This window comes from Psychrobium sp. nBUS_13 (assembly GCF_051201665.1).
Classification (GTDB): Bacteria; Pseudomonadota; Gammaproteobacteria; order Enterobacterales; family Psychrobiaceae; genus Psychrobium.
In genome coordinates this window covers 4,253,275-4,277,023 of the sequence record NZ_CP179210.1, presented here as the reverse complement: position 1 = coordinate 4,277,023, position 23,749 = coordinate 4,253,275, and the positions used below count along the sequence as shown (strand labels likewise).

Here is a 23,749-nt window from a genome sequence, read left to right as displayed (position 1 = left end):
ATAAATGGAGGATGATTAGTAATAACTATCCTCCATTTTAGTTACTTAATTTAAGCTAGGATCTAACTTTTTAGATGTTACAGTTGAAATATAATAGTTATATTTACTGATATCAGGATTACGAATTTCAACAACGGCTTCCTTTCCAAGTGTTACTAAAATTTTAGGGGATTCAACTACTGTTTGCTGACCTTTTTGTAATTCAATTAATTCATACTCCAAACGTACAGATTCACCTAAATCAATGGCTTTAAGATTGATGCTTAATTCATCATTGGTTTTGAAACTAACTTGCTCATCAAAATTAGTCCATAACGATATTTTATTTTGATAAGTGTCTTGTTCATCGCTTTGAAGTTGGTTCGAAATCAACATATCAATTTCAATAAATGCGCCAAGTTGTTGGTTTGTTTTATCATTATCTTTTGTGGCAGTAGCTAACGTATTCCACGATACCAAAGCACTACTTAATATTATTATTAGTGAACAGATAAGCTTGTTTTTATATGTCATTTTTCTTTTCTCCTTGAGTCGTTTGACTCTATAAATATTGTGTTTATTAGTTGAAATTACTGTTGGTACAGGCTGTGTTATTGTTTGGTGATTTAAGAGAATTAAGTCTGCTAATTTTTCAGTGTAATTATCTATTCCATAGGTAATACTTGCCCTCTCATCGCAGTTCACTTCAATAAATAACCGATTATAGTTAATGAGCTTTTTGACTATTGGGTTCCACCAAAATAAACATTCCGTAACTTCTAAAATGAACAGCTTTAGATTGTCTTTACACGCTAAATGTTGCTTCTCATGAGCAATAATTAAATCTATATATTTAGATGTCGAAATAGCATTTGAAACAACAATTACGGGGTTAAATAAACCTAAAATTAGTCCGTTATTAATGTGTTCAGAGATATAAACAGGCGCCGAATAACGAGTACTTAAATGTCGACTAACATTGAATGATGGATCACTAATTATCTGCTTTTTCCAGCGATAAAAATGCAGAATATTTTTGACTAATATCAGTACACCAATAGCTATTAATAATTGAAATAAGATCAAAAAATAATAATCATAAACGCTATTACTCTGGGTGTGAGAAATGACGGTTTGTGGTGAGTTGGTAGAATAAATAGCTAGAATTAGTGGCTGTTTTAAAGCTGTTTCGGGGACAAGCTTAGCTAAAAATGAATAAGGAATTAGCCAACTGACGATAGCTAAATTAGACAAATAATAATTAAATCTATTAGGTAATTTGCTGTACTTTAATAGTATCAAAACAGCAATTGATATACACAGGCTAACGAAAAGGTAATCTTCCATTTATTTTAAATCCTTCTTCCTTTTCTTTAAAATATTTTCTAAATATTCGATATCTTCTAGATCTAGTATCTCTTGCTCGAGTATATGAGCTGCTAATGGGCGGCTATTACCTAAGAAAACTTTATCAATAAAATTTCTAATCAACGGAATTTTGATTGTTTTCTTTTCATTAATTGGAACATAAAAAATAGTTCGTCCTTGGTTACCACTTCTTTTTATTGATTTTTTATTTTCCAATCTATCAATAATTGTTTTGACGGTAGAATATTTTACAGAACGCTTTTGCTCGATAAGCTTATGAACTTGAGGAGCACTCGCTTTTTCTAATTCCCAAAATAGTTGCATAACTTCAAGTTCAAAGTTAGTTAGTGACATTATTTATTTCTCAATCTCTACATTTGTAGATATACCTTATCTACAAATGTAGAGATTAGCAAGTGAAGCCCCAAATTAGGTTTAAAACCGAAAATCACGCCAATTGACCGTTCATCACTTTTATCCATTTTCTTTTTCACACATCAGTAATATATCAGCATCAAAAAAGGAGCTGATACATGACTGAATATCTCAATGTTGTTAAATTTATTAACTTTGATGTCGTTTTTATGGACTCACAAACGTTAATCAAACATCTATTACCGAGTTTTAGTCTGACGCTAATGGCTTCATCTATTCTAAAAAATTAAACTACAAGGACTTATTTATGAGTAATTCAACACCAATGTCGTTGGTCAATATATTCGTCGAACCTAAATCTGTATTCGATAATTTAAAGGAAAATAAAAAGTGGGCTGTGCTTGGTCTACTATTGATTATTGCTGTGACATCCGTTTCTTCAATGATGTTTTTCGGTGGGATGTCGCCAGAGTGGTTAATTGAACAACAATTAATGGCTGCTGGTGATATGTCTACTTCCGAACGAGAAGCGGCAAAACAAGGTATGGAAATGATTGCTGACTACATGGGCATCATGGCAGCTGTCTCTTCTGCATTTATGTTGCCGGCTATTACGCTTATCTTTACGGTGTACTACTTGGTTATTGGTTCGAGTGCTGCTAACACTAAACCCGATTTTAAATTTGGTGATTGGTTTGTTTTCACTATTTGGACTCAGATGCCAGGGTTAGTTAATACATTAGGCTTCTGTGCTTTATTTTTTACTGCTGCATCTGGTGATTTACCATTATCTTTAATTAACTACGCATCATTAAATCAGCTTGTATTAGGCTACTTACCTGGTGATGCTCTTTATCAATGGGCTGAATCTATTAATCTATTCTCATTATGGTCAATTGTTATTGCTGCTATTGGTTTCAACCGTTGTTGTAAAATGCCAATGGTTAAGGCGTTTATTTTCTCAGCATTACCGTTAGTTGTGATCTTCCTAGGATGGTTTGTTTTATTTACTTAATACAAGCTATTTACTGTTTGATTTATAAGGAAAGAATAATGAAAAAAATCATTATATTGTTGGCCATTATTAGCAGTGTTACTACGTTAGTGGTTTGGAAAAAAATGGATAAGAGCCAGCAGAGTTTGCAAGTTAACAGTGAACAAGTCGCTAAAGAGGTGCTCTCTGATAGTATTTTAGCCTCAGGCAACTTGATTTTTAATACGCAAATTCAAATTCGCTCAGAAGTTACAGGGATAGTAACGCAGGTTCTGGTTGAAGAGGGTGAATATGTCGAACAAGGACAAGTTTTGATGCAGCTCGATCAAACGGCATTTGCGGCAGATGTTGCTAATAATCAGGCAGCCGTCAATGCGCAAAAAATCGAAATTGAATTTGTCACAGAACAATATAATGAAATGCGTCGCCAATACGCGGTTAAATCTAAACTATTTAAGCAAAAACTCATTGGTGCAGATGATTTAGCGCAATTTAAGAGTCAGTTAAATGTTTCTCAAATTAAAGTTAAGGCAGCACAAGAGCGCTTAAATCAAAACAAAGCATCGTTAGACTTTTCAAAAGATCGATTAAATAAAACGACTTTCAAAGCTTCAATGCCAGGACTTATCGCTGCTGTTGACGTGAAACCGGGAGAAACTGTCATTGCTGGCACGACCAATATTGTTGGTTCAGCATTAATGACCTTAGCTGATCCTAAAACTATTCTTGCTGAACTACGTGTGGATGAAGCAGATATTGCCAGTGTGCAACCAGGCATGAAAGTAGAGGTATTCTCTGCTGCTAATCCTAAAAAATCAATTTCTGGTGATGTAACAAGTATTGGTACATCTGCACGAGCTGATCGCCAAGGATTAGGCTTATATTTTCGCGTTAAAGTGTTGTTGACAGACAGTCAGCACCTCTATCCTGGCATGAGCTGCCGTGCAGAAATTATTACTGCCCAATCAGATGAATCTTTAAGTGTACCTATTTCTGCCATTTTAAAAGATGATGATAAAAATTATGTTTGGGTTATTGATAATGACAGAGCTAAAAAACAATGGGTGGATGTTGGAATGGCGACAGATACTCGTCAACAAATAACCAACGGGTTAACTGCTCAACAAGTCGTTGTTACTGGTCCTAGCCGCACGATGAGTGATATTAAAGAGGGTAGTGAACTACGCCTGAAAAAGGACAGTTAATGATGAATTCACATGAGAGTAAAGCGGTCATCGCAATCAATAATGTCAGTAAAAGTTACCATATGGCGGACGAAGCGTTTTATGCGTTAAAAAATGTCGACTTATCAATTCATAAAAATGAATACGTTGCTATTACAGGGCCTTCAGGTTCTGGAAAGTCCACACTGATGAACATTTTAGGCTGTTTAGATAATCCTAGCGATGGTGAATATTGGCTTGATGATCAAAACGTCGCGAGTCAAAGTGAAGCTGAGCTCGCTGAAATTCGTAATTATGGCGTAGGTTTTATTTTTCAGAGCTTTAATTTATTGCCACGCGCAAGCGTTTTGCAAAACGTAATGCAGCCGCTTATTTATCGTCTTATGCCTAACAGTGAGCGAAAAAAGTTAGCATTAGACGCTCTTAAACGCGTTGGGTTAAGCGATAAGGTTAAAAACTTACCTAATCAACTCTCTGGTGGTCAACGTCAACGTGTAGCTATTGCAAGGGCGCTTGTTACTAATCCTGCAATCATTCTGGGCGATGAGCCTACTGGTAATCTCGATAGTAAAACAACACGCGATATTATGGACTTGTTTGATGAATTACACGATCAAGGACATACCATTATTCTGGTGACTCACGAGGCTGACATTGCCGATCATTGTCGACGAGTTGTCAGGTTAGTTGATGGTGAAATAGAAAGTGATATTGAAAATCACAAGGAAGCTCAACATGCGTAAAATATTGCACGCGTTCTTTGAAGGTTCAAAGGCGGCTACTCAAGCTATAACGGCGCATGGAATGCGCAGTGCATTAACCACTTTAGGTATTATTATTGGTGTTGGTGCTGTGATTACTGTTGTTGCCATTATGGAGAGTTTGAGTGCAAATATAACTGACCAACTTGATGATCTTGGCAGTGATATGGTGACATTACGAGCTTACACTAACCCTGAGCAAGAGATGTTAGGTACGAGCAATAAAATTAGTTATGACGATTTTTTATTGCTTAAAGGAAAAATAAAAAATGTGCAGGATATGACTGCTGTTATGCGCGCATTTAGTCTCGGTTCTAGTGTGCAATATGGACGCAACAACACGCAAACCCAAATCATTGGAACAGACAGTAGTTACCAGGCCGTCATTCATGTTTATCCAGAGCTCGGGCGCTTTCTATCTGAAAGTGATGATTTACGTCGTCGCCGTGTGGCATTTATTGGCGCATCAGTGGCTAAAAAACTTAACATGCCAGCAGATCCTGTTGGCGAGTTTATTAACCTTAGCGGTGATTGGTTTAGAGTAATAGGACTTGCAGAGAAGCGTGGTAGTTTATTTGGCTTTGACCAAGACAACTACATCATTGCACCCTTTAGCACAGTACGATCGTTAAATGGCAGTCAGGCGACAGATAACATCGATATTATGTTTAGACCTGCTGACGGTGCTAACTTCAAAAACATTAAAGAAAATATTCGCCAAGTATTACGACAAAAGCACAAACTAAGTGGTGACGATGTCGATCATTTTGAATTTATCACAGCTGAAAAAACGAAAAAACAATTTGAGAGCATAACGACCTCAGTCACACTCGTTGCTTCTGGTGTCGTTGGTATCAGTCTACTTGTTGGTGGTATTGGCATTATGAATATTATGTTGGTATCAGTGACTGAGCGAACTAAAGAAATAGGTATTGCTAAGGCGTTAGGCGCCAGTCCGCAATTTATTCTGTTTCAGTTTTTAGTTGAAGCATTATTATTGTCGCTTTTGGGCGGTGTAATAGGGCTATTACTGGGTTATGGACTTGCCTCAATGGTCTCTATGTTTATGCCGGGATCAAATGGTGTCATGGTGCCATTGTGGGCAATAGGACTTTCTTTTGGATTTACAACAGCAATTGGCGTAGTCTTTGGTCTCGCTCCGGCAGTTAAGGCCGCGAAATTAAACCCAGTAGATGCATTACGATATGAATAAAAAAATGATGAGACAGTGGTGGAATACGTATTATTCAGTTTCATTCACTTCGACTAAAAATTATAAAGTAGTTACTTTTATTGGTTATTTGATTAGCTTTTTTATATCGATTTATACTTATCAAAAAGTTTTTCTACTTGAAAATCAATATAGTTTTATCATTATTAGAACGCTTGCAGATATAGCTTGGTTATTTGTAATAACTCATTTTTTTATTCGCAGTTTTATTAAAATTTTCGTCTTAAATAATGCGTTATCAAAGCGAGTTATTACAAATTTTCTAATATTTTTATTTGTTGTTAGTTGTATTTCTTTAGCAGGAAGTTTTGCTATTGAAAAGTTAGCTATTTTTGAAATGATAGATCCCATAAATTCTAAAGTAGATTTATCTAAAGTCGATATTTCTAAGATAGAGTTTTCTATATGGGTTGTTATTAATACGTATGTAACATTGATTGGCTGGGCAATTGTTTATCTATTTTGGCATCAGCAAATCAACCGTAAGAAAGTTCAAAAAGAAATGCATCATGCGCAAATTCAACAGTTAACTAATCAATTAAATCCCCATTTTTTATTTAATGCATTTAACAGTATTCGAGCGCTCATATACGAAGATCAAGATAAAGCTGCAGATACGGTTACACAGCTATCTGAGTTATTTAGAACTCATTTGCATGCGCATTTAAAAGCGACATCTTCGATGGATGATGAATGGCAAGTTTGTTCGCGTTATCTAACGATTGAAGAGATCAGACTGGAAGAGCGCTTACAACTGGGTGTAACTATCGATGATGATTTACTAACGCAAAAAATTCCAACGTTAACGTTATTAACCCTCGTTGAGAATGCTATTAAACACGGTATTTCACCTAATAGCGAACCGGGTAAGATAATGATTAGTGCCACCAAAATCGATAATAAAAGATGGCAATTAATGGTGGGAAATTCTATTAATAAACCGTCTCAGGCAGATGGCACTAATACTGGTATGAAGAATGTTAAACAACGATTAGCGTTAATGTTTGGTAATAAGTATGATTGGCATCAAACAAAAACTGATAGCTATTTTGAAGTGAAAATGGAGTTGCCACTTGCTTAAAGTATTGATTGTCGATGATGAACGATTGGCGAGAGTTGAATTAAATCGTTTGTTAGAAAAATTTGATGATATTGAAGTTGTCGCTCAAGCGAAAACAGCAGCAGAAGCATTAGACTTCTTAGAAAATACAGCTATAGATCTGGCATTTTTGGATATTCAAATGCCAGAGATGACAGGCCTTGAATTAGCACTGCAAATAGAGCCTACCGTTAAATTTGTATTCTGTACTGCGTTTAATGAGCATGCGGTTGATGCATTTTCATTAAATGCCACTGATTACATTGTTAAACCAGTAAACAGTGAGCGATTAGCTAAAACAATTGAACGGGTAAAACTCGCGCGCGATGTAAAAACAGAGGAGGTGATTGATTATCTTCCTGATAATCACGGTTTGTTGTTAAAGATCGGCGATAGCAATCAAATTATTCGTTTAGAAGATATTGAGCGTTTTGAGTCTGTTGGTAATCATGTTGCTGTATACACCAGCCAAGGAAAGTCTTATATTCACTCTTCGCTGAATAAAGTTGAAAAACGACTTAACCCAGCACATTTTTTCAAAACCAGTCGCAGTGAAATCGTCAGAATAGATAATATTTTGAGGCTAGAAGAAGGAATGGCCGCCGGTAGCTTAGTCGCGGTAATGAAATCAAATCAACAAGTGGATGTTAGCCGGCGACAGGTTCAGTCACTTAAGCAGTTATTTAATGTGTTTTAGTCGTCAGTAAAGGATTTTAAATATGTCATGGAATAGATTTCAGTATATTTGTAGAGAAGTAGTTGATTCATCTACTGAAAATACTAATTTTTCTTGTACTATAAAAAATATTGATAGTTCTATTCAGTCCGATTTTTATGGGAAACCTTTTTTAAAGGAAAGTTTTACAAGCATTTTATTAAATAAAATGTCCCAAATTACCGCGCCAAAAGAAGCTATAGCCAGCATTAATAAGTACCGAAATCTTGTGATTACTCAAGAAAGTAACTTTGAGCAAAAAAATAAAAGAAGTCTTATTTATTTAGTCGTTGTGGGTTTTTTCTTTTGTTTATTATCACTATTATTTCAACAAACTTTACTTCCGTCGTTTACCAAAGTTCAGGCCGCAATTGAGTTTCCAAAACTTGTTCATTTTTATTGGTTTGAACAACACATAGCACTGATGACAACAGTAGTGTTGTTTACAATTTTCATGGCAGTTATTGTTGTTTATCAAGCGTACAAAATGAGTCAAAAAACATTGATGTCAAAATTTTCTAAATTATTGTTTCCTTATAAAATTTGTTTAACACATCAAAATATTATTAGTATGCTAGAGCACCCTCTGCCAGTTGATGCACGAGAACATACTTCAGATATATCAGGTTATTTGGATGGGCTAAATAATCAAAGATATATAGAAGAATGGAATAGTATTTTCAATTATCAAACGTTGAAATTAAATGAAATGCTTGAAGTATATATAAAATGTATTTTGTCATTTGTTGGTTTAGGGTTAATGGCAGTTATCGGTAATTTTATTTACGCAATTTATCAGCCAATAATGAGCTTACAAGGATTAGTATTATGAATAAAATAAAAGGCTTCACTTTAATCGAATTGATGATAGTAGTTGCTATTATCGGTATTTTAGCATCTGTTAGCGTACCGCAATACACTACTTATATTCAACGTAGTGAACTTGTCGATGCCTATTCAATGGGGATGCAATTCAGAGACAAAGTGACTAAATATTATTTAGATAACTATGAATTTCCAACAAATAATCATCAACTGAATGTACCTGCTCCCAATAAACTAATTGGAAATAGAATTACTAAAGTTGTTATTGAAAATGGTGCTATTCATATTCATCTTGGCAATAACGCAAGCAATATATTTCACGATAAAATACTAACGTATCGTCCTGCTGTTGTCGAAGGCAGCCCAACTAGTCCTATTTCTTGGTTGTGTGGTAGTACTAAACCTGTTCCTGGTATGAAAGCTATTGGTGTTAATAGAACAACAGTGCCTCGCGAAGTTCTTAGTGGTTCTTGTGTTGGTTAAAAGTACCAAATGAAAAGATTAGTTAAGATATTTATTGTGTGCTTAGCGTTTAATTTGTTGTCGGCATGTGATTTTGAAGTGCCAGTTGCAGATAACAAATTTGGAACACAAAATTTTGTTTCGGCAATTGCTATTATTGAATTATACAAAACACGTAATAATCAATATCCAGATAGTTTGAACCAATGTAACTACTCAGCACTTCAAAGCTAGTGTTTTAAATTAATTGAAAAATAAAAAATGATCGACTTGCTTGATCATTCTTAGCCGTTATTCTATGGGTCTCTCTATTCAGTAGTTTGAGCAATGAAAATAAGCGGCATCGATATTGAAAAAAATATCGACAACATAAAAAAGCAAATCGAGACGGATAAAACATTGTCCCCATCAATGCGTGCCGCTATCGATTTATTGTTGCTTATCGTCACTTTATTGTCCCAACGGTTAGGCCTTAACAGTCGAAATAGCAGTAAACCACCATCATCAGATCCTAATCGAAAAAAGAAGCCTAACGCTAATAGTTCAAATGCATCGGGTGGGCAACTCGGTCATAAAGGAACAACTTTACCGCTTGATGAACGACCTGATATCAACCATAAAATAGTTCTTGATAGAACGCTAGTAAGCGTCTAGGCAAGGCACCTAGACAAGCTTAACATTCCAAGGTAGCAGATATTCAACGTCTTCTGGATTCTTTGCCAACTCGTTTAGGCAGTATTGCAGGTAGCTATCGGCGAACTTGCCGTTGGCCTTCACCGTTTCAATGAGGCTATACAATATCGCGCTGGCTTTTGCACCCCGCGCCGTGTTTGAGAACAACCAGTTCTTGCGACCAATGACAAACGGCTTTACAGCTCGCTCTGCACGATTGTTGTCGATGCTTATTTGCCCATCATCGAGATAAGTGATGAGTTTTGGCCATTGGTTGAGCCAGTATTTTATGGCTATCCCCAACTTCGTTTTCTCCGGCACCTTGTCTCGGTGCGCTAGTGCCCACGCCTGAATTTTATCAAGGATGGGTTTGGACTGCGCTTGCCACTTGGCCTTTATTTCATCAAAAGATTTTCCTTCCAAGTTAGACTCTACGCCATAAAGTGTTTGGATTAATGACAACACGACATCTGACTTTCCGGTTTTCTTTTTGGGTTGAGCAGCTTTAGCATCGGTAAATTTTCGCCGAGCGTGCGCCATACATCCTGCCAAGGTAGCTTTCGTTTGACCGTACGCCTGATAGCCATCTACTTGGAGGTAGCCTGTATAGCCATCAAGGTAATTAACCACACATTCACCACGCCGATTATTTTGATAATCATAGAGCACTATGTTTGGCAAAACGCTGTTGCTCAGTTTATCTTTGCCCGCGCAATAGACCCACATGTAACAAGTCGATTTTTCCTCGTTGGTAACATTTAACGTCGTTTCGTCGGCATTAATCACACGCTGCTTCAGTAAGTGCTGCCTTAATGCTTGAGTGATTGGCTCAAGAAGCTCGCTACAACGTATCACCCATTGCGACATGCTTTTACGGCTTAACTCTATCCCCAGCTCCCTAAACATAGATTCTTGTCGATAGAGCGGTAATCCATATTGATACTTCCCACTGATTATCTGACTTAATAAGCTTGCGGTGGCAATACCTTTAGGGATGGGGGACGCTGGAACTGGAGCGACCTTGATAGTGTTGCTTGTTTCTTCTTTCTCGCAGTGACGGCAGCTATATTTAGGCCGCCTTGTTTCAATCACTTTGATTTGAGCGGGGATAAACTCTAGCTTTTCACTGCTCGCTTCACCTATTTGGTGAAGTTCACCTTGGCAACAGTCACAGATTTTTTCAGCATCTGGTACGTCAATGACGACGATCTCTCTGTCAAGATCCTTGGGCAACGGTTTGCGCTTGGGTGATTGCTTATCGCGAGCAGCTTGTTGATTATCACTCTGAGCAATAAGCGCTTTATCTTCATCATCGAGCGTTTCTTCGGCCTCGTTAAAGACTTCATCGTTGCCGGCGAGCTTTTCAGAACGTTTACCATAAGCCTTACGTTTTGCCAGTTCGTAATCTTCAATAAACTGGTTTATTTGTGATAGTTGCTCGCTGATGATTTTATCTTTTTCACTCACACTCCGTTGCAACTCAAGCAGCATTTGCTTAAGTTGTGCGGGGTCATCAGGGAGTGAGTTAATGTCTATTTTCATACTCAGAAGCTTAACAAAAAGCCAACGACTATGCGCTATTGAGGGGAAATTAATGCGAGGTAATCTAGAGAGTTTCGTCAATGTTCCTTGACGAGAATAAGATCATAATAATGACTGGTAGTTAAGTGTCTCATGGCCAAGCACATCAAAACCAGAGAGTAACCAGTCAAGCTGTTGCACATCTAGCGCTAGTGATTGCTCGTTGATTTTACTGGGCCATTTAAACTTGTGCTTATCTAGTCGTTTATACCACAGGGCAAACCCCGTTTTATCCCAGTAAAGCAGCTTGATTTTATCCTTGGATTTATTGCAAAAAATAAATAGTTCACCGGTATAAGCATCGCGCTCAAGTGAGTTTTCAACAAGTTCAGTTAGCCCGTTAATAGACTTTCTAAAATCAACAAAATCGCGATGTAAATAGATTTGGTCTGGTTCGACAAACATCTTCATGCTTGCAGTCCTTTGAGAATATCAACGATAAACTGGCTTGAGCAGTGGTTTGGCAATATGATTTGTGCGTGTTTTGTTGTGAGCCTGAACACTTGGCTTGTTGATGTGACGTTAGGATTGTCATTATCTTTAGTAATCGTTGCTTTGATAAAGGCTGGCTTACCGGATGTTTTACCTCGAATGTTCGCTCGCACCTTATAAAAGTTGGTTGTTGATATGGCATGCAGCTTACAAAACTCAATGATGCTTAATCCACTGCGTTGTTGCTCTTCAAAGACTGCTGCCCATTCGTGCTTTTTTCTATGCTTTCTCATTTGACCCCTCTATTTTAAATAAAAGCAATGTTAGTCATTTGGAATTCGCAATGTTATGCGCATTTCGCCAGACGCTTACAGTGTAATTATCTATTCCATAGGTAATACTTGCCCTCTCATCGCAGTTCACTTCAATAAATAACCGATTATAGTTAATGAGCTTTTTGACTATTGGGTTCCACCAAAATAAACATTCCGTAACTTCTAAAATGAACAGCTTTAGATTGTCTTTACACGCTAAATGTTACTTCTCATGAGCAATAATTAAATCTATATATTTAGATGTCGAAATAGCATTTGAAACAACAATTACGGGGTTAAATAAACCTAAAATTAGTCCGTTATTAATGTGTTCAGAGATATCTAAAAAAGCCAGAACGCATCGAAGCACTGCTGATGGTAATGACTTGCTGTTTAATGATTTATGCGGATCTAGAATATAAAATAAGACAAGAACTAAAAGTACAAGATGCTTATTTCCCTGCTCTTAAATATAAGCCAGGTCAAGAGCCTACAGCACGGTGGGTATTTTTATGTTTCCAAGGGATCGATGTGTTGACGATAGAGGGTGAGCGGCAGTTAGTACTCAATGTGAAGGAGAGGAACCGCACCATCATTGACTGTTTAGGCTCAGCGTATCAATTAATTTATTATTAAAACTAGTGCGGAATGACGGGTAGAATATTCATTCTAAGTAAAAATTACTAGTAAATGTAAATATTAATTTTTTTATTATTAATATGTAATAATTTATTACGTTGTATTGTAAAAAAATGTGCTACTTTATTGTTTCTCATTGTTAGCAGGATGTAGCATTTAATTACTCATTATTGTTGATTTAATGTGGCAGTTTATTGAGTAATCACTCTGAGAAACTGATAGTGACTTTATTTTTTGTAGTATAAAAGTAGTTAATTTATTAATTAAATTTGGATATAAAAGGAATAAAAGTGAAAAAATCAATTAAAGATGATCCTAAATATAAAATTAAAGTAATCTTACCTATAAATCAGGAAGCAGCTGATATGTACATAGATGATGTAATGCAAGAAGTGGAGGAAGTTCTTGCACCTGATTTTGATTTTGAAGTAGTAGGCCTTGACCAAAAAGCAACAAGCTTCATTCAAAGTAGGAAATCAGAGGAGTGGAATGCACCCTTCATTTCCGAAGTAGCTATTCAAGCAGAAAAAGATGGATTTGATGGGATTTTTATCAGTTGTTTTGGTGAGCCAGGAGTTGAGGCTCTTCGAGAACAGTTAAAAATACCGATAGTAGGTGGCTTCTTTCCTTCAGTAAGCCAAGCTCAGCTTGTTTGTTATAAATATGCCATCATCTCTGTTGTTGAAAGTGTATTGCCGATGATTTCTTACATTGGTAATGCTAAAGAGGTTGATTCAAGAATTGTCTCTTATCGTCAAATTGGTGTTCCAGTAGCAGATCTAACAGACATAAATTTGGTTATTAAAAAAACAGTTGAGCAAGCAACGATCGCTATTGAGACAGATGGCGCCGAAGCCATTGTTTTAGGATGTACTGGAATGTTAGGTGTGGCTGAACCAGTTCAATCTGCATTAAGTGCACATTACTCTTCGTTGGGTGGAGAACATTGTAACGTACCAGTAATCGCTCCTACTGCGGCTGCAATCACAATGTTACAGTCACTAATTAGATCTAAAACATATCATAGTAATTTAACTTATTACCCTCCAACGGAACAATATCCAGCACCTTCAACAAAGGAATAGACAATGAATACTATAATTGATGTAGAAGGTTTAAAAGATTTAGCACCAGGGTAAGATTACGTGTGTTCAATAAATAAGCTGTAAAACTTTATCTGCATAATCAGTATCGAGCGCTGCTTTGAAGCGCTTAGCTTTCAGACCTTTTTTACAGCTTTTTTCAAGTTTCAACAAATTGAGAACAAGGTGTCTAATTACCGACATGTTTTCTGCGGCATTCGAGCGTCTCACGCGACTTAAGTCTTCGTTAAAACTTACATCAAGCACCCAGTGTAGCTGATTCTCAATGTTCCAATGCTTTCTAACTGCGTTGCCGAACACCTTGGCATCAGCATCTATTGAGCAGATAAAATAACGACGTTCTTTACTTATCTTTCCATCAACATGGCGTTCTGATTCAGCCATTCCTACGCTTATTAATCCATCCCATTGCGATGTTAAGTCATTAATACTTGAAAGAACATCTGTGATCCAATATCTGCGTACATCAACCCTCCCATGCCCACCATCGACTTCTTCATAATACTCATGTGCTACATTTTTAAAGTTATCGCTTTGACAAATGGCAAAAAAATCCTTAATGGATTGGTGTAAATGCCCTTGATTACCTTTAACTGCAATAACGTAATCGGCCTCTTTATCACATATTTTTTTAGCAATTGCCTTTTGACAGCCCATCGCATCAATCGTGACAACACTTCCTTTAATATCGAGTAAATCAAGCAGTGCTGGGATGGCCGTTATCTCATTAGATTTCTCTGCGGTTTTAACTTGGCCTAATACAACACCATTATTCGCTGCAAACGCGCTTACCATGTGGATCGCACTTTTCTTTGATTTCTTATCATAAGAGCCTCGAACAGTCTTTCCATCGATAGCAATTACTTCGCCGCGCGTTTCTACCTGCGCTGATTTCATCCAGTTAATGAAACAGCTTTGCATCATTGTCGGCTCTAACGACGACACAACTCGTGCAATCGTGTCGTGAACGGGGATACCATTTTCAAAAGAGCCATATTTTTTTAATAACTTAATTTTGTTATGCGCCACTTCTTCAATCGCTTCCCAGCCATCAGCGCCGCAAATCACTCCAACTACAAGTGTTAGAAGAATATCGTGAAGCTTGTGCTCAACTTTTGATTGTTGGCGATGATCAGGGATTTGCGAAAAATGTTCATTAAAGGCAGATAGCATTTGAGACTCCTATAGATAAGGAGTCTATTTGATCACACTTTGGCCCTAAATGGAAAGTTCATGATCTTGCCCTGGATTTAGCACTTGGTTTAGGTGTTTCTGCTGCCGGTGGCGGAGGTTCTTTTATTCAAGGCATAGAAATTATTAATGAGATAATTAATGATGACTTTACTGAGATAGAATTGCAAAACATTCAATCTATATCGGAGAATGATTTTGCAGTTGTTGCAGGTGGCATAGGTAAACCTGATGCTTTGTCAAAACCAATTGAATTTGCAGAGAGAATGTCAGTTGTACTTCAACAGTATGAGGAAAATTATACAAAAATATCTGGGTTTGCACCAATAGAAGTTGGTCCAATAAATGGCTTATTACCCATTGCTATAGCTCATAAAAACCCAAATTATTGTGTTTACGACTGTGATGGTGGCACGGCAAGATCATTATAAATTGAACTTATAGAACAAGTAGCGATCAGATCAAGGCATAATAATCACCTTGGTCACTTAATATGAGCACAACTTTTCTGAAACACTTTAATTCAATTACCGACCCTCGCATTGAACGCTGTAAAAAGCATGAACTTATCGATATTCTTTTGCTAGCCATTAGTGCTGTATTATCTGGTGCAGAAGGATGGGAGGACATTGAAGACTTTGGGCGCTTAAAACTTGATTGGTTAAAAAAATACGGTACTTTCAATGCAGGAATTCCAAAACATGACACTATTGCTCGTGTTATTTGTCGGTTAAAAGCAGATGAAATAGAGCATGCCTTTCAATCTTGGATATCATCACTTATTGAAACCACAGGTGCTGATATCATTGCCATTGATGGAAAAACTGCACGTCGTTCGTTTACAACAAAAGATAGAAAAAGTGCCTTGCATACCGTTAGTGCATGGAGTTGCCAGCATCAATTAGTGCTAGGACAAACAGCCGTTGATAGTAAAACCAATGAAATCACAGCGATACCAGAATTACTCACTATGTTGGATATAGAAAATAGCATTATTACGCTTGATGCTATGGACTGCCAACAAGAAATCGCTAAACAAATAATTAAGCACAAAGCGGATTATATTCTAGCGCTTAAAGGTAACCACTCAGGTATGCAGAGTGAATTAGAAGCTTGGTGGCACAAAAATGAGCGCGAAGGATTAGCCAAGAACAACTATGATAAACATACAGAAATCAGCTCAGGACATGGACGTATTGAGACAAGGACATGTCAGCAATTACTTATTAATAAAAGCTGGTTAGCCAAAAATTACCAATGGTCTGGTTTAAAGAGTGTCATTCAAGTCACCGCTGAAATTCACGATAAATCGGCCGGTACTGATACAATAGAAACTCGCTGGTATATCAGTTCGTTAGGGTTAAATGCAGAGCAAGCCCTCAATGCTGTACGTAGCCATTGGCAAGTTGAAAGTATGCATTGGATGTTAGATATGAATTTTAGGGAAGATGAATCAAGAATACGTAAGAAGCAATGGCCACTTGTTTTTAACGTCATGAGAAAAATAGCTATGGCGTTATTTAAACGAGATACCACTAAATCAGCAGTAAGCGTCTCGCCAAAGACACATACCTTTCATATGTTAACTTGGATAGAGTATCTCCAATTTTATTAAGGAGATTAACATGAGTAAACATCGAAGCCTCGAACAATGGCAAGACATCATTAATCTGCACCAATCCAGTGGCTTGAGCGTTAGTGATTTTTGCCGCGACAATAACATTTCAACCACAGCCTTTTATGCAACTAAGAAGAAGTTAACTAAGGAAACATCAAGCTTTGTGAAAGCCTGCGTCACTCAACCGTTAAAAATTAATACAGAAATAGCTCCTATTGTTCTTACTGTAGGCCTCGCCAAGGTGTGCTTACCACAATCAACATCGCCAATGTACTTGGCACAGCTGCTTAAGGGGTTGCATCATGAAGATGTTTGTTAATCCAAGCGCTGTCTATCTGTATCGCGATGTAGTCGATTTTCGAAAGTCCATCGATGGCCTTATTGCTATTGTAGAGCAAGAGCTTAAATACGATGCCTACACCGGCGCACTGTTCTTATTCTCTAATAAAGCCAAAGATAAATTGAAATTAGTCTATTGGGATAAAACGGGCTTTGCCCTGTGGTATAAACGCCTTGAAAAACACAAATTCAAATGGCCAAGTCAACTTGATAGCGAGGATGTTGTGTTAACAGAGCAACAACTCACTTGGCTATTGTCTGGTTACGATGTCCTTGGTCATCAAGAATTACATTATCAGTCCGATCTGGGATAGCGCAATACACAAGTCAACGATCGTTGACACGATCTGATTTTCTATTTGAGCTGAACAGTCACAATGGCGCTATAACATTGCTACACTGACGGCATGAAATTTGATGCCAACTCATTGCCCAACGACCCAGAACAACTCAAGAGCATGCTGCTTGAGTTGCAGTACGTTGTGCAAAAGCAAAACAAAGAGTTAGCGCAGCAAAAGTCTCTCTATCAAGAACTACTTGATGCGTATAACGCCAAGATTGCCAAAGAATACGGCAAAAAGTCAGAGAAAATGCCAGGGGCTGGTGAAGTATTTAACGAAGTAGAAGCTCAATTGGATGACATAGAAACGCTGTCTGACACAGAAAAAGCGCTCCTCATCGCCAATGATGAACCACACACCGAAAAAGCAAAACCCAAGCGCACACCATTACCCGAGGCCTTACCTCGCAAAGAGGTGGTGGTTGATTTACACGACGACGCTAAAGTCTGTAGTCACTGTCAAAGTGCGTTACATAAAATGGGTGAAGCAGAAAGTGAAACGCTCGAATTTGTACCTGCTCATATCAAGGTTATTAAAACCGTTCGTCCAAAGTACGCATGCAGAGCGTGTGAAAAAGAGGGCATACAAAGCGATATCCAGATAGCGCCTATGCCGTCAACCCCCATCCCTAAAAGTATTGCTACGCCAAGTTTACTCAGTCAAATCATTACCTGTAAGTATCAGTTTGGCTTACCGTTGTATCGACAAGAAACGTGGTTTGGCGATATCGGCATAACGATTAATCGTAAAACCATGTCAAGTTGGATGGTTCGTTGTAGCGAACTGCTTGAACCGTTGTATGACACACTAAAAATACAGTTACTCCAACAACCTGCGATTCATGCGGATGAAACACCGCTCAAGGTTATCAAAGCTAACAAAGCGACCAGCTATATGTGGTTATATTGTTGCGGTGATGACAAACCTGAAGGTAAGACAAACATCGTCTTATTTGATTATCACAACAGTCGTGCAGGACAATGCGCCATTGATTTTCTCGATGATTACTCAGGTTACATGCACGTTGATGGCTACAAAGGTTATGAAAAAACCAGCGCCACTTTAGTGGCTTGTCTTGCTCATATCCGTCGCAAGTTCATTGAAGCAAAAGGCAACAACAAGACAACCGGTAAAGCCGACGTAGCGCTTAACTTCATTGGTAAACTCTATGGTATAGAGCAATCGATTAAAGAGATGAAGGACGATGAAAAATACAAGGCTCGCCAACAACAAGCCAAACCCATTGTCGAAGAGTTTTATCACTGGCTTGTAGAGCACAAAGAAAAACTGTCTCCGCAAAGGCCGCTGTCAAAAGCCATTACCTATGCACTGAATCAGTATGAAAAATTCAAACGCTACCTTGATGATGGTAAGTTAAGTATTGATAACAATCGTGCAGAACGAGCCATAAAACCGTTTGTGATTGGACGCAAGGCTTGGTTGTTTTCCCATACCCCAAGAGGTGCGAAAGCCAGCGCCATTCTCTATAGTTTGGTGGAAACCGCTAAGGCTAACGGCCTTGTCGTACATGACTATATATCCCACTGTTTAGAGCAGATTGCTGAAAATCCTGATGCTCTTGAATCACTAATGCCTTGGAATTTTAAATAGCTAGGTGTCGTTGCCTAGACGCTTACAATCAGCAAGTATGGCGAGGAAAAAGAAAATGGCAGGGCTAGACGATGATTATCGCTCAACCCTGTTAGAGTCTGGGATTAAAATGCGCTAGCCGTGCAATAGGTGATACTATGAGTGTTTTTCTGGTTTTATCTTGCTCTAAAGCTAGTTGTGTTAACGATTGTTCCAAAGCATTGAGCGAATAATCCACATCGTTTTTTGCAAGTAAAAAGTCAGTCTTAGCGTCATCAAGTTCAGATTGCTGTGATAAATTCATTTTTACCATTCTAGACGCACGCCGTAACTTTAGTTCATGACTTTGCAAAATTATTTGAGAACGAGCTACCTTCAACTTTGCATTTTCAGTAGCAATTTTTCTTTGCTTAATATTCTTGATAATTTCACTATCATCAAGTTGTAAAATTGGTTGTCCTTTTTTTACGCTCTGTCCTTCAGTTACGAAAACGTTTGTTACTTTAGCAACCACTTCAGCTGATAATTTTGCTTCTTTTGTAAAAATGACATGCCCAGTGGTGAACACAGAAGCATTGATAGTATCGAATTTAGCCCTATTTACGTAAATAGGATTACTACTGGGTTTACTATCAATTTTTAAGAAAACAAGTACGGATAATGTTAATACAATAAACATCAATAGAGTTTTTTTAGACTCATTCTTAATGCCTACAAAATTAATAGTTTAATAGCGAGTATCGTAGCAACAGGTAAAAATGCCAATAGGCATAATGAAATGTAATTTTTTCTTTCAATGAGGCTGAGTAATACAATGCATAGAACTGAACCAATAGCTAGAGATATGTCATAATTTATACTTGGAAACCATTGACTTATTGAAATTTGGGAAAATGACTCAACATGACGTTGAACTTTTTCTGAAGTAAAGGCTAGTGATACTGCTGACATTAAATTAAATAGTGAAACAGGAATTGTTAACAATAAACTAACGGATATTAGTTTTTTAGTCGTTAAACTTACTTCAAGTAATTTCCCGTAACCTATAGTTAACCCGACTAAACAAATAACTTGTAAAACTGATAAAAGATAAGGCTTTAAACCTATCTTTATCATCAAAAAAAACGTTCCTTTTTGACTAAATGAAGTCGCAGTCGCTAGTTTTTCTTCATTAGTAAAAGGCAGGTTATCCATGAAACTTAGTTGCTGCCATATGAGATCGGCATTATTTACAAATGAATAATAGAAAAGAATTGGAGAGAGTAGAGTAACAATTAAATATATCTGCCAATAATTTAAAATGTTACTTAACTGAAGTTGTTCCATTAGGGTTCACTGATTGTAAACTTTTTATCACTATGCTATTGTTTACATATTGTGAACTCTATTGATTTTAATAATGCACGTAATATCAAGAAAACCATTCAATGATGCAAAGCGTAAATACCCTAATGATGCGAAAGCGATTGAAGATACATTCAAAGTTTTAAAAAATGGGACCTACCATAGTCCTGAGGAATTAAAGAAAGTCTTTGCTACGTTAGATAACTTTAAACATAAAGATAAATGGTGGATTATTGATATCGGAGGCAACAATTTGAGACTTATTGCTTTTATCGAATTTCAAGATAATCGAATGTATGTAAAGCATATTTGCTCTCATGCTGAGTATGACAAATTATGTAAAAAGTATTCGTAGGAGAAAATATTATGAACGTCGCTAGATTAAAAGAACAAGCAAAATCATTATTTTCAAGTGCAGGTTTCCTTACTCATATTCATGATGAAGAAGATTACGAGTCAGCATTGACATTGATGGATGAACTCATTGAAGATTACGATGAGCAGAAACCCTTAATCGAGTTACTTTCTCTCTCTATTGAGCGATGGGAGAATGAATCAGAAGAGTTTTCTGAGTTTAATGCAAACATAGAATCTTTGGATAGTGGAGTCTCTGTTTTACGTGTGTTAATGGATCAGAACAAACTCAATACCACAGATTTCAAAAACGAAATTGGCGGTAAGAGTATGGTATCTATGATTTTGAATAACAAAAGAAATTTAACTCTAGAACATATCAAGGCATTATCAAATAGATTTGGAGTACCTCCTCAGTTATTTATTTCATAAACATCAAAACTTTGATTAATATATAGAAACTAAAAGGAATTAGCCATGATAAAAGTTCAATTAAACAATGTTGAAGTAGAGTTAAAATCATTAGATAAACGAGTGTTTTTTGATTCTATTCAGCGTTGCTTATCAGATAATATGCCAATCATATTGAGTGTCGTTATTAACCATCAAAATATTAATATAGCCCTAAGCAGTAAAGATTACCCAAGTGGTAATGGAAGCTATCGAGAACCTAATGAGTTAGAACGAAAAATTTTTGATTCTTGGAATCGACTATCCTTGAATTGTTCTAGAATTAACCCAAATAATCTATTTAAATTTCTAGATGAAATAAAACACTACTCCTACTAAAAGGTGAACAAAAATACTATCAGTTGCTTCAATTCTTCTTTTATTTACATTTCCAATAGGTACTGCAATTGCTGTGTATTATTTTTGGTATAAATTTTTCTATATAAAATCACTTGTAGAAAATACAAGCGTGCAACAATAAAGGACTAACGATATTTTATCGCTAGTCTTTCTATCTAAATTTTAAGCTAGTACTTCAAAATCATCTTCGCGTAACTTAGCGCTGCCATCTTCTTGTAATACCCATAGTTCTTTATGGATAACGCCAGACGCATTATTCATTTTCCAGCCTGAGGTCAATAAAGCGCTGCTTTCGTCAATCACTTCTAACTTCGGTGCGATATATTCAACGTCTTTAAAGCCATCATCAATAAGTTTCTGCCAGAATGCTTGAATCTCAGTAGTGCCAGTAAAAGTACCGAAAGGGCGTGCGTGCATTACTGTATCACTTTCGTATTGACCTGCACAACCAGCAGCGTTTTGTGTGTTAAATGAATTTTTCCACGTTTCGCTTGCTTGGTTAACCGCCGCTAAAACAACGTCTTTTTGCTCGTTTGATAATTGATTGCTCATGAATAGGTTTCCCTTACTTATTAAATACAGATGTTGGATACAGTGTAGAGACTAGATAGTTAAATAAAAACAGCGTAATTTAGAAAGAATTGTTCTTAAAAGCTAAACAATATGATTAATCAATCACGCCATATTCAAATTTTCTGCCAAATCGTCGATGCTGGTGGCATTAGCAAGGCTGCAGAAGCGCTAGAAGTGTCTAAATCTGTTATTAGTCAGCACTTAAAGACGTTAGAACTTGAACTTGGTGTATCCCTGTTAAATCGCACTACACGCCGTCAGACACTAACTCCAGTAGGAAAAGAGTTTTACCAACAGTGCAAGCAGATTAGTCAGCTCACTAAACAAGCATGGCAACAAGCTCAAGCGGCGCAAGAAGTCGCACAAGGCATTGTTACCATCACTGCGCCTCACGCACTGATGGATAGTGTGGTAGCGCCAGCTATTGGCGAATTATTGATTGAGCATCCGTTAATAAAACCTGTGCTTATTGCCGATGATCAGCGCCAAGATTTGATTAAAAACAACATCGATATTGCGGTGCGGGTGGGAAAATTGCCTGATAGTGATTATCGGCAAGTCAAACTCGGCGAGTTTCGTGATGTATTGTGTGCTTCGCAAACTTACATCGATAAACACTTTAATGATAGTGCTACAATTGAATGGTCGGCAATTAACTACATTGCTAATGACTGGCAAGGAAGTCATGTGAATCATCAACTGACTCACGTTCAGTCGAAAAATAAGCCACTAAATCTGTCTTTTACACCACAACGCCGTGCTAATTCATTACCAACGGTCGTAGCGTTAGCAAAAGCTGGATCGGGCATTGCGTTACTTCCGCATTTTATCGTCGCTCAAGAGCCTGCACTAAAGAAGGTTGTTGCTGATTATCAATTACCACCAAATGAAGTGTTCGCATTACACGCTTATTCAAGTGGTAAACCGAAGGCGGTTGAATTAGCTATTGGCGCAATAAATAGCAAGATGAAATCGCTAATCTAGGTGGAAAATGTTTACGACAGTCGTATAACTGTCGTAACTTATCTTATTAAAATAACTGACAATTAGCCCAATTAATTAAGTGATTGGACTAATAAATTATGACTATGAAAATAAAACCTAACGCCGTACAACAATATCGAAAATCTAAAGGTTGGTCGCAGCAGCACTTAGCCGATTTGTGCAGTGTAAATTTGCGAACGATTCAACGAGTGGAAAACAGTCATACTTGTTCGCTAGAAACTCTTAACGCTTTGTTGGCGGTATTTGAAATTGAACGTGATGAGTTAGTAATTCAAGAAACTGAATTATCCAAAATAGCTGTCACTGATTTTACTAATCATCCATTTTTCGATTGGCGAAAGAATGTAGGATTATTGATTATTTTTGGTTTCTTAGTGCTATTTAGCTTGGGCTATCTAGCCATTGTGCAACAAGCTCAAGTTGCTAATGCCGAAATTCGCTGGTTTTCGGATTTCTCAATTTCATTTTCGTCAGCTCAGGCTAATCAGGATAGCTATTATGTCATTCCTTTTAAATATTACCTGTTTATTATTTCATTGGGATTATTACTGTTTTTTAGTTGTAAAAACTCCGCTATTGCAGCGTCAATAGCGGTAATTTGGTTGCCTGTTATTTATCTAGATAACGCCTTTTATCACAATAGACTAACGCCGGTGACTATCTTCGTGTCATTGATTATCGGCTATGCGATGTGGTTGATGCGCCAGCGAATAAAAATCTTAGTTAATGATATTCAGAATTAAAGTATTTGATACGCGATGTATTAGGGGCTGTTGATCTTTGTTTGAATTTTATACGTAAGCGGTAATCTCGTATAATTTACTTCCCCAAAAACAAACCCTACGAGATT

General features: G+C 37.1%; 30 protein-coding genes and 2 pseudogenes. 23 read left to right on the top strand and 9 right to left on the bottom strand.

Annotation, left to right across the window (positions count from 1 at the left end; translation table 11 throughout):
- Nucleotides 1-45: 45 nt before the first annotated feature.
- Complete coding sequence (locus ACMAZF_RS20030) at nt 46-1,326, bottom strand: M56 family metallopeptidase (RefSeq protein WP_435275457.1); 1,281 nt, start codon at nt 1,324-1,326, stop codon at nt 46-48.
- Nucleotides 1,327-1,701: a BlaI/MecI/CopY family transcriptional regulator gene (locus ACMAZF_RS20025; RefSeq protein ID WP_435275456.1), complete on the bottom strand. Its 375-nt coding sequence runs from the start codon at nt 1,699-1,701 to the stop codon at nt 1,327-1,329.
- 179 nt (nt 1,702-1,880) lie between these two features.
- Here ACMAZF_RS20025 and ACMAZF_RS20020 point away from each other — a divergent pair, with 179 nt between their 5' ends.
- From ACMAZF_RS20020 to ACMAZF_RS19970, 11 genes are all read left to right on the top strand, one after another.
- Complete coding sequence (locus ACMAZF_RS20020) at nt 1,881-2,012, top strand: hypothetical protein (RefSeq protein ID WP_435275455.1); 132 nt, start codon at nt 1,881-1,883, stop codon at nt 2,010-2,012.
- Nucleotides 2,013-2,029: 17 nt separating this feature from the next.
- Nucleotides 2,030-2,737 carry a YIP1 family protein gene (locus tag ACMAZF_RS20015; protein WP_435275454.1) on the top strand — a complete coding sequence of 236 codons (708 nt, stop codon included), beginning with the start codon at nt 2,030-2,032 and terminating at the stop codon, nt 2,735-2,737.
- A 38-nt stretch (nt 2,738-2,775) separates the two neighbouring features.
- Nucleotides 2,776-3,921: an efflux RND transporter periplasmic adaptor subunit gene (locus ACMAZF_RS20010; RefSeq protein WP_435275453.1), complete on the top strand. Its 1,146-nt coding sequence runs from the start codon at nt 2,776-2,778 to the stop codon at nt 3,919-3,921.
- Complete coding sequence (locus ACMAZF_RS20005) at nt 3,921-4,643, top strand: ABC transporter ATP-binding protein (protein ID WP_435275452.1); 723 nt, start codon at nt 3,921-3,923, stop codon at nt 4,641-4,643. The genes ACMAZF_RS20010 and ACMAZF_RS20005 overlap by 1 nt, the downstream gene beginning before the upstream one ends.
- Nucleotides 4,636-5,874, top strand: coding sequence for an ABC transporter permease (locus ACMAZF_RS20000; protein WP_435275451.1), 1,239 nt, complete (start codon nt 4,636-4,638; stop codon nt 5,872-5,874). Before ACMAZF_RS20005 ends, ACMAZF_RS20000 begins: the two co-directional genes overlap by 8 nt.
- Entirely contained in the window at nt 5,867-6,973 is a 1,107-nt protein-coding gene (locus ACMAZF_RS19995; RefSeq protein ID WP_435275450.1) for a sensor histidine kinase, read from the top strand. Before ACMAZF_RS20000 ends, ACMAZF_RS19995 begins: the two co-directional genes overlap by 8 nt.
- Complete coding sequence (locus ACMAZF_RS19990) at nt 6,966-7,688, top strand: LytR/AlgR family response regulator transcription factor (RefSeq protein WP_435275449.1); 723 nt, start codon at nt 6,966-6,968, stop codon at nt 7,686-7,688. Before ACMAZF_RS19995 ends, ACMAZF_RS19990 begins: the two co-directional genes overlap by 8 nt.
- A gap of 22 nt (nt 7,689-7,710) precedes the next feature.
- Nucleotides 7,711-8,538, top strand: a complete 828-nt coding sequence (locus ACMAZF_RS19985) for a hypothetical protein (protein ID WP_435275448.1) — start codon at nt 7,711-7,713, stop codon at nt 8,536-8,538.
- Nucleotides 8,535-9,014: a pilin gene (locus ACMAZF_RS19980; protein WP_435275447.1), complete on the top strand. Its 480-nt coding sequence runs from the start codon at nt 8,535-8,537 to the stop codon at nt 9,012-9,014. The genes ACMAZF_RS19985 and ACMAZF_RS19980 overlap by 4 nt, the downstream gene beginning before the upstream one ends.
- 9 nt (nt 9,015-9,023) lie before the next feature.
- Nucleotides 9,024-9,227 carry a hypothetical protein gene (locus ACMAZF_RS19975; RefSeq protein ID WP_435275446.1) on the top strand — a complete coding sequence of 68 codons (204 nt, stop codon included), beginning with the start codon at nt 9,024-9,026 and terminating at the stop codon, nt 9,225-9,227.
- A gap of 93 nt (nt 9,228-9,320) precedes the next feature.
- Nucleotides 9,321-9,647, top strand: a complete 327-nt coding sequence (locus tag ACMAZF_RS19970) for a DUF6444 domain-containing protein (RefSeq protein ID WP_435275445.1) — start codon at nt 9,321-9,323, stop codon at nt 9,645-9,647.
- Between the two features lie 9 nt (nt 9,648-9,656).
- On the opposite strand, the gene tnpC (ACMAZF_RS19965) is transcribed toward ACMAZF_RS19970, so the two are convergent.
- The 3 genes from tnpC (ACMAZF_RS19965) to tnpA (ACMAZF_RS19955) form a co-directional block, all read right to left on the bottom strand.
- Nucleotides 9,657-11,207 carry an IS66 family transposase gene (tnpC, locus tag ACMAZF_RS19965; RefSeq protein ID WP_435275444.1) on the bottom strand — a complete coding sequence of 517 codons (1,551 nt, stop codon included), beginning with the start codon at nt 11,205-11,207 and terminating at the stop codon, nt 9,657-9,659.
- A 102-nt stretch (nt 11,208-11,309) separates the two neighbouring features.
- Nucleotides 11,310-11,657, bottom strand: a complete 348-nt coding sequence (gene tnpB / locus ACMAZF_RS19960; protein WP_435274555.1) for an IS66 family insertion sequence element accessory protein TnpB — start codon at nt 11,655-11,657, stop codon at nt 11,310-11,312.
- Nucleotides 11,654-11,971: an IS66 family insertion sequence element accessory protein TnpA gene (gene tnpA, locus ACMAZF_RS19955; protein WP_435274556.1), complete on the bottom strand. Its 318-nt coding sequence runs from the start codon at nt 11,969-11,971 to the stop codon at nt 11,654-11,656. The genes tnpB (ACMAZF_RS19960) and tnpA (ACMAZF_RS19955) overlap by 4 nt, the downstream gene beginning before the upstream one ends.
- A 360-nt stretch (nt 11,972-12,331) precedes the next feature.
- On the opposite strand from tnpA (ACMAZF_RS19955), the pseudogene ACMAZF_RS19950 reads away from it, so the two are divergent.
- Together ACMAZF_RS19950 and ACMAZF_RS19945 are read left to right on the top strand one after the other, a co-directional pair.
- Nucleotides 12,332-12,628, top strand: a pseudogene (locus ACMAZF_RS19950) (IS1634-like element ISVa17 family transposase); the annotation flags it as partial.
- A gap of 293 nt (nt 12,629-12,921) precedes the next feature.
- On the top strand, nt 12,922-13,716 hold the full coding sequence (locus ACMAZF_RS19945) for an aspartate/glutamate racemase family protein (protein WP_435275443.1): 795 nt from the start codon (nt 12,922-12,924) through the stop codon (nt 13,714-13,716).
- A 66-nt stretch (nt 13,717-13,782) separates the two neighbouring features.
- Here the strand turns inward: ACMAZF_RS19945 and ACMAZF_RS19940 are convergent, their stop codons facing one another.
- Nucleotides 13,783-14,907 (bottom strand): ISAs1 family transposase, encoded by a 1,125-nt coding sequence (locus tag ACMAZF_RS19940; RefSeq protein ID WP_435275442.1) that lies wholly within the window; start codon nt 14,905-14,907, stop codon nt 13,783-13,785.
- Between the two features lie 71 nt (nt 14,908-14,978).
- Here ACMAZF_RS19940 and ACMAZF_RS19935 point away from each other — a divergent pair, with 71 nt between their 5' ends.
- The 5 genes and pseudogenes from ACMAZF_RS19935 to tnpC (ACMAZF_RS19915) all read left to right on the top strand — a co-directional run bounded on the left by ACMAZF_RS19935 (nt 14,979) and on the right by tnpC (ACMAZF_RS19915) (nt 18,834).
- Nucleotides 14,979-15,356, top strand: a complete 378-nt coding sequence (locus ACMAZF_RS19935; protein WP_435277294.1) for an S-methyl thiohydantoin desulfurase domain-containing protein — start codon at nt 14,979-14,981, stop codon at nt 15,354-15,356.
- A gap of 62 nt (nt 15,357-15,418) precedes the next feature.
- Nucleotides 15,419-16,468: pseudogene (locus tag ACMAZF_RS19930) on the top strand (ISAs1 family transposase); the annotation flags it as partial.
- 82 nt (nt 16,469-16,550) lie between these two features.
- Entirely contained in the window at nt 16,551-16,862 is a 312-nt protein-coding gene (tnpA, locus tag ACMAZF_RS19925) for an IS66 family insertion sequence element accessory protein TnpA (protein ID WP_435274195.1), read from the top strand.
- On the top strand, nt 16,846-17,196 hold the full coding sequence (gene tnpB / locus ACMAZF_RS19920) for an IS66 family insertion sequence element accessory protein TnpB (RefSeq protein ID WP_435274019.1): 351 nt from the start codon (nt 16,846-16,848) through the stop codon (nt 17,194-17,196). Before tnpA (ACMAZF_RS19925) ends, tnpB (ACMAZF_RS19920) begins: the two co-directional genes overlap by 17 nt.
- Nucleotides 17,197-17,289: 93 nt before the next feature.
- A complete protein-coding gene (gene tnpC, locus ACMAZF_RS19915; protein WP_435274194.1) occupies nt 17,290-18,834 on the top strand; it encodes an IS66 family transposase in 1,545 nt (514 codons plus the stop codon).
- A 91-nt stretch (nt 18,835-18,925) separates the two neighbouring features.
- Here tnpC (ACMAZF_RS19915) and ACMAZF_RS19910 read toward each other — a convergent pair whose 3' ends face one another.
- Together ACMAZF_RS19910 and ACMAZF_RS19905 are read right to left on the bottom strand one after the other, a co-directional pair.
- The gene (locus tag ACMAZF_RS19910; RefSeq protein WP_435275441.1) at nt 18,926-19,492 is read right to left on the bottom strand and encodes an efflux RND transporter periplasmic adaptor subunit; all 567 of its coding nucleotides are present in this window, start codon (nt 19,490-19,492) and stop codon (nt 18,926-18,928) included.
- A gap of 32 nt (nt 19,493-19,524) precedes the next feature.
- Nucleotides 19,525-20,139 carry a hypothetical protein gene (locus ACMAZF_RS19905; protein WP_435275440.1) on the bottom strand — a complete coding sequence of 205 codons (615 nt, stop codon included), beginning with the start codon at nt 20,137-20,139 and terminating at the stop codon, nt 19,525-19,527.
- Nucleotides 20,140-20,212: 73 nt separating this feature from the next.
- On the opposite strand from ACMAZF_RS19905, the gene ACMAZF_RS19900 reads away from it, so the two are divergent.
- Genes ACMAZF_RS19900 through ACMAZF_RS19890 form a run of 3 tightly spaced genes read left to right on the top strand, consistent with a single transcriptional unit; the run spans nt 20,213 to nt 21,300 of the window.
- Nucleotides 20,213-20,512: a type II toxin-antitoxin system HigB family toxin gene (locus ACMAZF_RS19900; RefSeq protein ID WP_435275439.1), complete on the top strand. Its 300-nt coding sequence runs from the start codon at nt 20,213-20,215 to the stop codon at nt 20,510-20,512.
- Between the two features lie 11 nt (nt 20,513-20,523).
- Complete coding sequence (locus ACMAZF_RS19895; RefSeq protein WP_435275438.1) at nt 20,524-20,943, top strand: helix-turn-helix domain-containing protein; 420 nt, start codon at nt 20,524-20,526, stop codon at nt 20,941-20,943.
- A gap of 45 nt (nt 20,944-20,988) precedes the next feature.
- Nucleotides 20,989-21,300: a hypothetical protein gene (locus tag ACMAZF_RS19890; RefSeq protein WP_435275437.1), complete on the top strand. Its 312-nt coding sequence runs from the start codon at nt 20,989-20,991 to the stop codon at nt 21,298-21,300.
- A 183-nt stretch (nt 21,301-21,483) separates the two neighbouring features.
- Here the strand turns inward: ACMAZF_RS19890 and ACMAZF_RS19885 are convergent, their stop codons facing one another.
- Nucleotides 21,484-21,873: an isochorismatase gene (locus ACMAZF_RS19885; protein ID WP_435275436.1), complete on the bottom strand. Its 390-nt coding sequence runs from the start codon at nt 21,871-21,873 to the stop codon at nt 21,484-21,486.
- Nucleotides 21,874-21,984: 111 nt separating this feature from the next.
- Between ACMAZF_RS19885 and ACMAZF_RS19880 the strand changes: the two genes are divergently transcribed.
- Both ACMAZF_RS19880 and ACMAZF_RS19875 read left to right on the top strand, forming a co-directional pair.
- On the top strand, nt 21,985-22,878 hold the full coding sequence (locus ACMAZF_RS19880; RefSeq protein ID WP_435275435.1) for a LysR family transcriptional regulator: 894 nt from the start codon (nt 21,985-21,987) through the stop codon (nt 22,876-22,878).
- Between the two features lie 104 nt (nt 22,879-22,982).
- The gene (locus ACMAZF_RS19875) at nt 22,983-23,642 is read left to right on the top strand and encodes a helix-turn-helix transcriptional regulator (RefSeq protein WP_435275434.1); all 660 of its coding nucleotides are present in this window, start codon (nt 22,983-22,985) and stop codon (nt 23,640-23,642) included.
- Nucleotides 23,643-23,749: the final 107 nt, after the last annotated feature.